The organism is Danxiaibacter flavus (assembly GCF_041060425.1).
In the GTDB taxonomy this organism is placed as follows: domain Bacteria; phylum Bacteroidota; class Bacteroidia; order Chitinophagales; family Chitinophagaceae; genus Danxiaibacter; species Danxiaibacter flavus.
Genome location: NZ_JAULBC010000007.1, coordinates 339605 through 352390, shown reverse-complemented (window position 1 = coordinate 352390; position 12786 = coordinate 339605). Strand labels below are relative to the sequence as shown.

Annotated in this window: 12 protein-coding genes; all 12 read right to left on the bottom strand. The window is 41.6% G+C overall.

What is annotated here, in order from left to right; all coding sequences use genetic code 11:
- Nucleotides 1-196: 196 nt before the first annotated feature.
- From QTN47_RS20770 to QTN47_RS20715, 12 genes are read right to left on the bottom strand one after another with little or no spacing between them, the layout of a single operon-like run.
- Nucleotides 197-1519, bottom strand: coding sequence for a lipopolysaccharide biosynthesis protein (locus QTN47_RS20770; protein WP_369331344.1), 1323 nt, complete (start codon nt 1517-1519; stop codon nt 197-199).
- Nucleotides 1520-1529: 10 nt separating this feature from the next.
- A complete protein-coding gene (locus tag QTN47_RS20765; protein WP_369331343.1) occupies nt 1530-2702 on the bottom strand; it encodes a DegT/DnrJ/EryC1/StrS family aminotransferase in 1173 nt (390 codons plus the stop codon).
- 31 nt (nt 2703-2733) lie between these two features.
- The gene (locus QTN47_RS20760) at nt 2734-3714 is read right to left on the bottom strand and encodes an NAD-dependent epimerase/dehydratase family protein (protein WP_369331342.1); all 981 of its coding nucleotides are present in this window, start codon (nt 3712-3714) and stop codon (nt 2734-2736) included.
- Nucleotides 3711-4697, bottom strand: a complete 987-nt coding sequence (locus QTN47_RS20755; protein WP_369331341.1) for a glycosyltransferase — start codon at nt 4695-4697, stop codon at nt 3711-3713. Before QTN47_RS20755 ends, QTN47_RS20760 begins: the two co-directional genes overlap by 4 nt.
- Before the next feature lie 4 nt (nt 4698-4701).
- Nucleotides 4702-5340 carry a NeuD/PglB/VioB family sugar acetyltransferase gene (locus tag QTN47_RS20750; RefSeq protein WP_369331340.1) on the bottom strand — a complete coding sequence of 213 codons (639 nt, stop codon included), beginning with the start codon at nt 5338-5340 and terminating at the stop codon, nt 4702-4704.
- A 1-nt stretch (nt 5341) separates the two neighbouring features.
- On the bottom strand, nt 5342-6457 hold the full coding sequence (locus tag QTN47_RS20745) for a DegT/DnrJ/EryC1/StrS family aminotransferase (protein ID WP_369331339.1): 1116 nt from the start codon (nt 6455-6457) through the stop codon (nt 5342-5344).
- Between the two features lie 50 nt (nt 6458-6507).
- Entirely contained in the window at nt 6508-7026 is a 519-nt protein-coding gene (locus QTN47_RS20740; protein WP_369331338.1) for an acyltransferase, read from the bottom strand.
- Complete coding sequence (locus tag QTN47_RS20735; protein ID WP_369331337.1) at nt 7026-8084, bottom strand: Gfo/Idh/MocA family protein; 1059 nt, start codon at nt 8082-8084, stop codon at nt 7026-7028. The genes QTN47_RS20740 and QTN47_RS20735 overlap by 1 nt, the downstream gene beginning before the upstream one ends.
- A gap of 42 nt (nt 8085-8126) precedes the next feature.
- Nucleotides 8127-9737 (bottom strand): hypothetical protein, encoded by a 1611-nt coding sequence (locus QTN47_RS20730; protein ID WP_369331336.1) that lies wholly within the window; start codon nt 9735-9737, stop codon nt 8127-8129.
- Nucleotides 9738-9784: 47 nt separating this feature from the next.
- Entirely contained in the window at nt 9785-10882 is a 1098-nt protein-coding gene (gene gmd / locus QTN47_RS20725) for a GDP-mannose 4,6-dehydratase (protein WP_369331335.1), read from the bottom strand.
- Nucleotides 10883-10922: 40 nt separating this feature from the next.
- Nucleotides 10923-12179 (bottom strand): WcaI family glycosyltransferase, encoded by a 1257-nt coding sequence (locus QTN47_RS20720; RefSeq protein ID WP_369331334.1) that lies wholly within the window; start codon nt 12177-12179, stop codon nt 10923-10925.
- Nucleotides 12180-12223: 44 nt separating this feature from the next.
- Entirely contained in the window at nt 12224-12766 is a 543-nt protein-coding gene (locus QTN47_RS20715) for a transcription termination/antitermination NusG family protein (protein ID WP_369331333.1), read from the bottom strand.
- Nucleotides 12767-12786 lie beyond the last annotated feature (20 nt).

Below are 12786 nucleotides of genomic sequence, written 5' to 3'. Positions count from 1 at the left end.
TAGATGGTTGTATAAGACGAAATTGAGCTGTTATCGCCAATTTCCATTTGCTGCGGCACGAGGATATGACAGGAGGGATGTATAAAAACTTTTGATCCGCAATACTTGAGCAGGGCATTGTTTCTCTTCATCTGTTGTTGCTGAATTCTCCTGTTGGCGGCGAAGACAATTTTGTACACGATGCGTGTGAACATGTTCAGGTATTTTGAAAATAAAGGGTACGGTAGTACCTGTTGTCTTTCGTAAAGCCAACGATCGTTATGCTGAGCTGTACCAGTAATACAGCTATGGCTGTTATCAGGGAAAGTTGAAGTACACCGGTTGTAGCAGACAGGTCAAGTTTGTAAACGCCGGCCAGCTGACAGGCAACTACTGCAGTGATATAAGCGATTGTTCCCCACCAGAATACCCATTTTCGTGCGCTGCTCATCGTCCACATGGTTGTTGATACAAAATTTACCGATGCGCCGGCGATCAGCCATACCAGCTGCTGCTGCAGGTGTGCATACTTGCGGCCAAGCACTGCAAGGTAAACGGAGGGAAATGCGTAGGACGTCCATGTAATGCCCGTAGCAATGATTAATGCCACAAACACGACGAACATGTATTTCCTTGGCAGTGCCTCATTTGTTGATTTAGCGATTGCCGGTTCAATGATCGTGAGATTTATTGCAGAAAGAAAAAGGAAGAGTTGTGAAATTCTTCCCAACGCAGCAACTTCTGCAATGTTGCGCAGGTTGCCAAAGTAAGTAATGATAAGAATCTGGATTTGCCCGAAAAAAGCATTGAAAATATTGCTTGGCATAATAGGATAGAGGTATCTTAATATTTCTTTCCTGGCGGCTTCGTTTGACACATTCTTTTCATAATAACCTGCGGCGTTTTTTTTGTTTCGTCTCCCGATGTATAAAATAATAAGACCGTTAATTAACAGTACAGATAAAGCGTTTATCACATTAAAAGAGAAAAGCGCATAGTTCACTGCTATTCTAAGTGCAGAAGAAATTATCTGTGGCCGGTAATAAGCAGTTAGCTTTTTATGAATCAATAACGGGGCTGTATATATGCTGCAGTCTGCCTGCCAGTAAACAGTTGCAATAATGGCGAAAAAACCGCCCCACATCTGGTAGCTGTTTACCGCCTGGTTATTCAGATAAAAAGGAGCAATTAACAGGGTTATAGCTGCAATAACGGCGAAAAACAGCATTCTGAGATGGCGTGCTGCAGCCATGTATGCACCCAATACTTTTTTATCCCTGTATTTTTCACCTGTTAAAGCAACAATGCTGCCGCTAAAACCCAAATCACTGATGCTGTTCATTACAGTTTGAATGCTAAAGAGCATGCTGAATATGGCAATGTCTTCTATGTTCAACCACCTCAGCAATAAAAAGCCGTTGAGCATATTAAGTACTTGCACAGCAATATGCCCGCTAAAGAATTTTGCAAACAAAGGGGCATGCCGCTTAAGCTTTTCCTGCAATGCGCTAAAATGTTTCCTGGTAATAGTAATAGTCATTGTTGCCTGTTCAGGTGATTGCAGGTTCTTCAATAGGAGCAATAAGATTCTTTTGCGCTGATAAGAGCGACAGGAATGTATCTATTACATAATCTATTTCTTCTTTGCTCATTGGTACGAATAGCGGGAGCATTATGGAATTGTCCTGCAGGTTTTCAGATACCGGTAATGATGCATTTCTGTATAGTTCCCTGTATGCGGTTTCCCTGTGGGCATTCATAACGCCTCTCCTGGTTGCGATTTTTTTATCGAGCAGTTGTTGCATCAGGTCGTTTCTTTTAATGTGACAACCCGGCTGCAGATAAATGCAATAAGACTGGTAATTGCAGAAGTATCCGTCGCTTTCAAAAGGAAGAGAAATGCAATCAATATCTTTGAATGCTTCATTGTATGCATAGGCTATTTTTCTGCGTTCAGTAACAATCCAATCCAGTTTTTTTAATTGCTCAATGCCTACTGCAGCTTGTATATCGGTCATTCTGTAGTTGTATCCTATTTCAATGTGATCCTCGAAAATCAATTGAGTTGATTCGTGTCTCACTCTGTCATTTACGGACATGCCGTGCTGGCGCAATAATTTCAATCTGTTGTACAGGTTCTCGTCGCTGGTCGTTATCATTCCTCCGTCCCCGGTGGAAATCACTTTCCTTGGATGAAATGAAAAACAAACCAGCGAAGAATGAGAACCAATTCTTTTCCCCTTATAAGAAGAGCCTGCCGCGCAGGCTGCATCTTCAATCAATTGGAGATTATATCTGTTGCAAAGGGTTGTAAAAGCATCAATATCTGCCGGCAGGCCAATCTGGTGAACCAATAATATTGCTTTTGTTTTTGAAGTGATCTTCTGTTCAGCATCTACGGGGTCAAGATTATAGGTGCCTCTTTGCACTTCTGCAAAAACGGGTACTGCTCCAACATATGTTATCGCATTGGCTGTAGCAATGTAGCTCATAGAAGGGCAGATCACTTCATCGTCTTTACCTATGCCTGCCACTATCATTGCCAGGTGAAGGGCAGTTGTACAATTGGAGACTGCAACTGCGTATTTAGCTCCGGTATATGTAGCAAATTGTGCTTCGAACGCCTGTACTTTCGGGCCTTGTGTTATCCATCCCGTAAGTATGGTGTCATAAGCAGCCTGTGCTTCTTCCTCCGCTAAAAATGGTTTTGCAATTGGTATCATAAGTAACTGTACTGACTTTTAAGAAAGAGGGCTAGTCGGTAACATATTGCGTCTTTCTTTGGAAGTACCATTTGCTTAAGTCAGCCAGGCCGTTTTCAATTGAAAATGATGCCTGAAAGCCTAGCATATTAGCAGCCTTGGTTGTGTCTGCGCGTCTTCTGCTTACCGGGTTGACCAGGTTTTGTTCACGGAATTCCGGTTGAAGTGTCGAGTCGTTTACTTTAAGCATAAGTTCCAGCAACTCCTTAAGGCTGGTTTCAACACCGGTTCCGATATTGAATGTTTCATCAGTGATGTCAGATAGCAATGCACGTACATTAGCTTCGGCCACATCCTTCACATACACAAAGTCCATTGTAGTGCTTCCATCACCATATATCAACGGATTTTTGTTATTGTGGATGCAATCCAGCCACTTGATCATGACTTCTGTGTATTTCCCATCAGTATCCATACCGGGACCATATACGTTGAAGTACCGAAGAGCAACATAGTCTAATCCATACATAAAGAAGTAATTGCGGAACAACTGCTCGCCCCAGAGTTTTGCGGCGCCATAAAACGTCTGATTGTCGTAGGGATTGTCAGTTTCAGGTGTAGGAAAGTGTTGGGCTAATCCATACACCGATGCACTGGAGCTGTAGATCACTTTTTTTACATGATGCTTTACACATAATTGTGCAAGCTCGAATGTAGCCTTAATCATTACATCAAAACCATCGGAAGGATTTGCTGCGCAGGCATTGATTCGTAATGCCGCCATGTGAAAAATATAATCAGTGCCGTGAATGCATGCTTCCAGTAATTCTTTATTCCTTATATCGCCTTCCACGAATGTTACCCTCGGATCGGATATAAAGTTGCGCATGTTCTCATGACTGCCTCTGCATAAATTGTCAAGAATAACAACTGATGAGGCCTCATTTTTCAGCAATAGTTTTACGACATATGAACCAATAAATCCCGCACCACCGGTTACAAGGATCTTAGCGTTGGCAAGCGTTGTTTTCATAAACCTTCGTTAAGCTGGTAATAATTTTCGGTTTCTAAATGGTCTTCGTTCTGAAGGCCCTCAAAGATCTCATCAACAACAAATACAGGTCTGTTTCTGCTGGCATCCAGTGTCCGCCACAAGTATTCTGCAAGTATGCCCAGTGAAATATTTGTAATGCCAAAGCCTACTGTTAGTATGGAGATAAGTGCGGGCCAGCCACTTGCAAGGTCATTATAGATCAGTTTTCTTGCTACTATGTATAGTGACCATGCAATACCTACGATAAAGAAGCAAATGCCTACCATTGACACAAGCCTGATGGGCGCAAATGAAAATGAAACAAATGAATCGATCAGCAGTTTTATTTTTTTGGATAAGGTCCATTTTGAGTTTCCTGCCTGTCTTTCCTGCTTATTATAAGTAATGCCGGACTGTTTAAAACCCAGGTTGAGTATTTGTATAAAAATGGAAGAGTTGTTTTCGATATTCTTATTTAGCAGCGTTCTTACTTTTTTAGTGAACATTACTACATCAAAACCCTTTTCGGGAAAATTGCCAACCGCATATTTGCGCATGAGATAGGCATACATTTGAGAGAACAATTTTTCCTTCTTGCCTGATTGCACAGAGGCGCGCCACGCCCATACAATATCTGCTTCACTCTTTATTATTTCTTCATGCATGCGATTGATAAGCGATAGCGGATCCTGCAGATCAGCATACATAAATGTAATATAATCGCCCTGTGCATTTAAAATGCCGGCACGTACTGCAGCGTGTGAGCCAAAATTTTTGGAAAAACTTACAATGCGGAAATTATAGAAACTGTGTCTCGCGTTTTTTAGTTTAACAAGCGACCGGTCTGACGAGCCATCGTTTACAAAAATAATCTCCGCTGAAAAATTTTTATGCGTGCCAAAGTAAATATTCAGTTCATTTACCAGGAACTCAATATTTTCTTCTTCGTTAAAAACCGGAATGATCACACTAAGCTTTATCATAACATTATAGCTGCAATTGATTTGAACTGCGATGAATACCTGATGCCGGATTTCCCGCAACTACTGAGTTGGCTTCAATATTGCTGATGACATTACTGCCCAACCCAATCAGCGATAAGTTGCCGACATGTATACCATTTTTAATATTAGTGCCGCTGCCTATATAACATGATTGTCCTATTGTAACATTTCCTGCTATTACTACCCCGCTGCCAATCAACGTGTAGTCTTCAATAATTGAATCGTGATGTACGACAGAATTGGGAAGTATGCAAACATGATTCTTAATGAGTGCATTTGCTGTGATAACCACACCTGCCATAATAAGACAGTTATAGCCAACTTTTACATCTCTGCCTATCGAGGCTTGGGGGTGTATAACGGTTGCGAAGTTTTTTGCATTAAATGAACTTATTATTGATGTCCTTTCTCTAAAGGATGTTGGGCTTCCCGGTACAGCCAATAAGTACATTTCCGGGAATTTTTTTAGAATCTCCCTTGAGAAGATTTCGTAGTTATCTGACTGTTTTTCTCCGTCATCATCAATAAATCCAATGAGTTTGTACTCGGATGGATCAATTGCGTCAATGGCTTCTCTTCCGTTTCCGTTAAATGGAAAGATCAGGAGGTTCTTTATTGCCATTTTAATAATTGTTGAGTATTTGTATCACATGATCCACATCGTTCTCCTGCAATTCCGCATAAATTGGAAGCGATAAGCAGTGTTGGGAAAGATATTCAGCGTTAGGACAATCCCCATGCTGATAATTCAAATGCTGATATGCTTTTTGTAGATGGCACGGAACAGGATAGTGTAATCCCGGAAATATGTTGTTGTTGTTTAGATAGTTAATTAGCTGATCTCTGTCCGGGGTCGTGATCACAAAAAGGTGATAAACCGAGCTACTCCAATCCGGCTGATATTGTAGCCTGATGCGCGGGTTCTTTATTTCAGATTGGTATCTTTTTGCAATCTGCCTGCGTTTGCAGTTCCAATCATCAAGGTATTTCAGCTTTACTATTAATGAAGCTGCTTCCATGCCGCCCATACGCATATTGAACCCCAGTTCGTCGTGATAGTAGCGAAATTTAGAACCGTGATTTCTTAAGCTTAATAAGTGACTGTAGTGATTTTCATTGTTGGTAGTAATTCCGCCGCCTTCTCCGCATGCACCAAGATTTTTGCCGGGGTAGAAGCTAAAGCAGGCCATTTCTCCAAATGCGCCCACGCTTTCGTTTTTATAAAGTGCCCCATGCGCCTGGGCCGCATCTTCAAGAAGGAATAAGTTATGCCTGGTGCAGATTGTTTTAACTGCATCCACGTCAAAAGGCTGGCCGTATAAATGCACGCCGATGATGGCTTTAGTGTGACTGGTAATTTTAGATTCCAAAAGAGATGCATCTATTTGCCAGGTGTCCGCGGTGCAGTCAACAAAAACCGGGCGTGCACCTGTGTAAGAAACCGCCCATGCGGTTGCTATAAAAGTATTGGCCGGCACAAGCACTTCGTCATTCGGGCCAATGCCTAAAGTTAGCAGTGCAAGATGTAATGCAGATGTGCCGTTGTTAACAGCGACAGCAAAACTGGTATTGCAAAATGCTGAGAATTCTTTTTCAAACTTTTCTACAAACGGGCCGCCGGAAAATGCATTGTTGTCGTACACATATTCAAAAAGGTCAAACACTTCCTGCTTGATCTGCCGGTGTTGACCTTTCAGATCGAGACACTGAATTTTGCTGGTAGTGATAGTGTTGTTCATAAAGGAAAAGTTTGTGTAGTAAAGGGGGATGCTTGGTGACTTTTGAAGGTTTAATCAATGTTCACTTCAACAAGTGTTGGCACACGTGACTTTATAGATCTTGCAGGATTTCCTGCCACAACCGCATTTTCAGGAACATCTTTTGTTACTACGGATCCAGCTCCTACAACTGCATGTTTTCCTATGCGTACACCGCAAAGTATGGTTGCCCCGGAGCCAATTGAGGCACCTTCTTCCACAATTGTTTCAATACAGTTCCAGTCAGCATCAGTTTGCATAGATCCATCCTCGTTAGTGGCCCTGGGAAATTTATCGTTGATAAAAGTTACATTGTGGCCGACGAAAACATTGTCCTCAATATGCACGCCTTCGCAGATGAAAGTGTGGCTGGATATTTTGCAATTTTTTCCGATCGTGGCGCCCTTTTGTATTTCTACAAAACAACCGATCCTTGTACCATCGTCAATGAGGCATCCGTACGCGTTGACAAAATGATAGATCATAACATTTTCTCCAACAGTTACGTTCCGGAGCATCTGTTTATCGCTTGTTTCGGTGATTATTTTCATTATTCCTGTATTGAGTTTTCGGAAATCATTTTCTTCGTGGATCTTCTTGGTGCATCGATAAATATTTCTTTGCCATTGTTCCTGATAGATTTATCTGAGGCTTCCAGAATTTTAACCACTTCCAACCCAACCATCCAGGAGGATCTGGGTTGTTTGCTGCTTATAATGCTTTCAATAAAATCATTGGCCATTGCCAGTAGTGCTTCACCGGTACGTAGTTTTGGTACATGAATATCTCCGGTTCTGTAATCAACCAATATTCTTCGTTTTTCTTCGCCTGTTTTATGGCTGTAACCGGTGTCGTATACTTTTATTTTTTCAGATGGTTCGAGGTCGTTATACAGAATCATCTTTTTGTCGCCGCCAAGCAACATCATACGGACTTTCACGGGGCTTGTCCATGAGCAATTAAAATGTGCAATAAACCCTGATTGGTAATTGACCGTTAAATAGGCGATATTTTCTATCCCGTTCCGGGTATGGGTAATGCCTGTTGCGTTTACGCTGTAAGGGCGCTCAGTTACCAGGTATCTTAGAATTGAAAGGTCGTGGGGTGCAAGATCCCACAGCACATTAATATCAGGCTGAAACAGGCCAAGATTGATGCGCGTTGAATCGAGGTATTTGATTGTGCCCAGTTCATCTTCTTCTGTAAGTTGCTTCATCTTTTCAATAGCACCGGTATAAAGAAACGTGTGATCAACCATTAACAGTAGATTTTTCTGAATAGCCATGTCAATCAATATTTCGGCTTCTTTGCTGGATGTAGTGAGTGGTTTTTCGAGCAGCACATGTTTTCCTTTGTTAAATGCTTTTTTTGCAAGACGGAAATGGGTGAAAACGGGTGTTGCAATAACAACAGCGTCTATATCCGGGTCATTAAGTATCTCATTGGCTGAAATGCACGCGTTAATGCAGGGAAATAATTGCTGTAATTGTCTTAGCCGGCCAGGCTGAGTATCTGCAACTGATTTTACGCAGCAATTATTGGCTACATAGAAATTTCTTACGAGGTTAGGACCCCAATATCCATAGCCTATTATACCGATGTTAATCATACGCTTGAATGTTTATCAGGAGTGATTAAATTATCTGAACAACTACTTCGAAGAAAGTTCTTTTCTTTTATAGAAACGGTATGGGCCGTAAGGTTGCCGGAACAGTGAATAAAGGTTGCGTAATCTGGTTATATTGGTGGTTTTGCCGTCAAATTTTGCATCGGGAACTACATAGGGATTGAATGTGCTTTCCAGGTAAACATTGTTATTGTGTAGTACCTGCAGGTATTCATCAGGTAGTTCCGTTTCGGATTTTACAATGATATAATCAACGTGTGGCATCAGTTTTTGAAGTATGCCGGTCGTAAACGTATCATTGATCGGAATATAAGGGCTATACATTCGCCATCTTAACGATGTGCCTGTATAATAAAATTCGTAAGGCGCAAAAACCCGGTAGTTGCCTCTGTTAAGGAATGTTTGGGCGGCAAGTGAAATAATGTGACGGTTGCGGGTCTCACTTCCATTGAAAGCAAGAACGGTACGGGCTGCAACAGATAGACCGGTGCACCAGATAAGGATAATGATCAGGCTGGCAGATTTAAATTTGCTCCCGGGGGCAATTGATCGTCTGCTTTCATCTTCCTGGTAAAGTAAGGCCGTACATGCTATCAGATATGGTAGCAGATATTGAACACGTTGTATATAGACAAATGTTTCTATCATTAAGAAAACTGCGAAAGCCATACTGATAATAAGGCCAATGCTTTTTCGATAAACAATGCCAGCAAGTGCTGCCATTACAATAACGGGTGTGAACTTAAGAATGCCAAACAGTCTGGCTAATGATGTAAGCGTTTTACTGGCAAATGAAGGTTTATTTGCATCCTGGCCGGACTTAAGATTAATTACGATTGAGGATAGCACATCGGTGAATTCACGGGTTAGCCAGCCAAGTATCGGAGCCAGCAACAAGGCAAGCATTAAGCAACCACCTGCAACAAAAAACAGTACGGATTTTCCCCTGTTATTTTGCTCCGCGCATTTGCTATAGGAGCGTATAAAACTTACCAATTCTAAAATAACAAGCGGAATTAAAAAAGCTGCAGACGCCCATACAAAAACACTGAGGCATGTTAAAGCTCCTGCAAAGAGCAGCTTATATTTAGCAAAGGCACATTTAGCTGGTTGATTGGTTGCGTTGCTAATAATGAGGCAGGCAGAAAGTGAGCATGCCATTGCCCAGCCATCAACACGTCCGATTGTGTAAGCCTGCACAAATAATGGATCCAGCAAAAATGCCAGCGAAAGAAGCAATGCTGCATTATCAGGTATACGCTTATTTTTAAGCCAGGCCATCATCACCGTTGCCGCAAGTATTGCTCCTGACAAAGCAGAGATTCTTGGTCCAAACTGACCCATTACCCAATAACTGAATTCCTGCAGAACAGGGCCGACATAAGTGAAAAGTAAAACAGGTTGTCCCTGATCTAAAAGCCACCCGATGGACCAGCTTTTGTGTGGATTAAGAATTGTTCTCCCCATGTCAAGCGTCAATAGTTCATCCGGATGCAGGTATGGTGCAAATGGTATAGTGACTGCGTAAATGAGGACGACTATTGTAGCGGCTATTGCCCACTGTTTCCAAAGTTGACTTCTTATCAGATTGGCAGTGTTAACACGGGGCTGCATTAGGATTACCGGTATTGGCATAGAATTAAAAAAGCTGTTTTCAAAAGGGCGGATAATGTTTTATTCAGTTAGTCCGCAACAAGATCTGCGTGGATAATAGCCTTTGGTTGAAATTTTTTCAGATCTTCTTCAACCATTTCGCTGATCATTTCGCGAAGTGTGTAGCAGGGTTCCCAACAAAGCGTGTTTCTTGCTTTTGTAGCGTCGCCTATCAGCATATCCACTTCGGTGGGCCTGAAATAATTCGGATCTACACTAATAACGGTTCTGCCTGTTTCAAGTTGAAAAGCTTCATTACTGCAGGCAATTACTATTGCTTTCTCGGAGGCACCTTCACCTTCAAATGCAATGGAGATGCCAACTTCTTCAAAAGCCATTTTTGCAAAGTCGCGAACACTGGTCGCAATGCCTGTTGCAATTACATAATCATCAGGAGTATCCTGCTGAAGAATGCGCCACATGGCTTCTACATAGTCTTTCGCATGGCCCCAGTCACGACAGGCATCCAGGTTGCCTATATAAAGGCAGTCCTGTAACCCAAGCGCTATAGCAGCAACTGCCCTGGTAATTTTTCTGGTTACAAATGTTTCGCCACGTAGCGGGCTTTCATGATTGAACAGAATGCCATTGCTTGCAAATATTCCATATGCTTCCCTGTAATTAACTGTAATCCAATATGCGTATAGCTTTGCAACTCCATAAGGAGATCGTGGGTAAAACGGGGTAGTTTCTTTTTGAGGTGTTTCCTGCACAAGACCATATAGTTCCGAAGTAGATGCCTGGTAAATTTTTGTTTTCTTTTCCAGTCCAAGTATTCTTATTGCTTCCAGCAACCGAAGTGTGCCTATGCCATCCGTGTTGGCTGTGTATTCAGGTGTATCAAATGAAACCTTCACATGAGACATTGCCCCCAAATTATAGATTTCGTCAGGTTGTACCTGTTGTATTATGCGAATCAGGTTTGTACTGTCTGATAGATCGCCATAATGCAGTTTGAAGCGAACCTGCGCCTCATGCAGATCCCTGTATAAATGATCTATTCGTTCTGTGTTGAGTGAAGACGAACGTCTTTTTATTCCATGAACCATGTACCCTTTATGCAGGAGCAGTTCGGCAAGATAGGCGCCGTCCTGTCCTGTAACGCCGGTAATTAATGCAGTCTTCATAAGAAGTGTTTTTGGTCAGGATATATTGACTTTTTAAATGCTATTTTATGCATTGCAGATAGCTTTGTAGTATTCGTTCTGACGAAAGATATTCTTCAGCATATCTCCGTGCGTTGTTTTTAATATGATCGTAATTGCTAATAAGAGAGGTTGTAATTGCCCTGATTAATGATGACTTGCTGTCGGGCGGTATAACTATTCCTATCTCATTGCCGGAAATCAGTTCGTATAAGGTAGAGTTAGGGGTGGCTGAGACGATTGCTATACCGCCGACAGACAATATGCTCGTTAGCTTGGATGGCATCACCAGATCTGCTGCATTTGCTTTTTGCAATACCAGGTGATAATCTGCCATATTCAGCAGAAGGTTAAGTTTTTCAAAAGGCTGCGTATCAAGAAAGACAATGTTTTCTAGTTGTAGTTCTTCAGTTAAACATTCAAGTTTTTTTTTGTAAGGCCCCGCACCACAAATCACGAATTTGATATGGGAGATTTTGCGGAAGCTTTCGGCTGCATATATCAGATTTTCCAATCCTTGTTTTTCGCCAATTGCGCCGGAGTACAAAAAGACAATGTCCGTTTCTTTCAGGTTGAATTTTTCTTTTAAGCCGTCATTTTTTGTCAGGGGATAGAATGAATTTGTATCAACCCAGTTTGGAAAGTATACAATGTTCCTTGCGTATTTTGCTTGAATTTTATCAATCATTCCTTTGGATATGCTGCTTACAACATCAGCTTTCTTCAGAATGAATTTCTCCATCGCAAACAGCGTGCTGAGAAGCTTTTTTGATTTGATCATTTTTAATTCGCTTGCGGCATCTATCTGAAGATCCTGGATATGATAAATGAATTTTGAACCTTTCACTAATCTGCAGAACATTCCAAGGAAGCCTACCTGGAAGCATGGTGCTACAGTTATTACATAGTTGTACCTGTTTGTCAGCAATAGCTTTGCAACTTTACAGAATGCAAAAAAGAGAAAGGAGAGGTCCAGTAACATTCTTTTGCTGCCACTTGGGTTGTGAGGAACATATTGCGGGCAGCGATGGATCTCAACGGGATGAGCCAGGTTCCGGGTGGTGATCTTAAATTCTTTGCTATACCAGCTGGCATGTTTTGTATAGGGTTCCTGTATCTGCCAGTGAGGATAATAAGGGTAAGATGTTACAACGGTACAGCTATATCCCATCTGCGCAAGCATATCAATCATCTCTCCGTTGTATTTACCAATACCTGTTGGTTCCGGAAAATAATTGCCGCCAATGAGCAGTATTTTTTTAGGAAAACTGTTACGCATAATTCATTTAACGTTGTGGGTATATTGATAACAATGCGGAATGATTAAACAGCATATTTATTGGAAAATGTTTCAAAGGGGAAAACATTTGAAACGCCGGTTGTTTCAACTTCTGAATTGCGCAATTCAGCGCTTAGTGAATATCCAATGGATGGAAGCGTGACTTCTACAATCAGCTTAACTGGCTGCTCGGTTTGTTCTGTATGTACAGGATAGATTACCCGTTTGGGTTTAATGCTGTTTGTCTGATTTACTGCAATTTGTTTTGTGCTGATATTTTGATGGTTGCTAATGAAGTCTGCCAGGCAGTTAATTTCTTCATCAGGGAATACCGCGGGTGCGTTTTTCCAATAGACCATGTTGATGACGCCGGTTATTTGTTGCAGAAAAATGTGCTGTTGTTCAGTTGTCTTAACAAATACAAAACAGGGGAACAGTGGCTCGCAAGTTGTATTGCGCAGCGAATTGTTGTGGCCGCCAACTTTGTTGACAGGGTAATAGTGCTCAATATTTTTTTTTGATAATACAGAACACACTTTTTTTTCATTTCCTGGCTTTGTATATACAGCATACCATTTTTGTTCCATAATTAGTGATTAATGGTTAG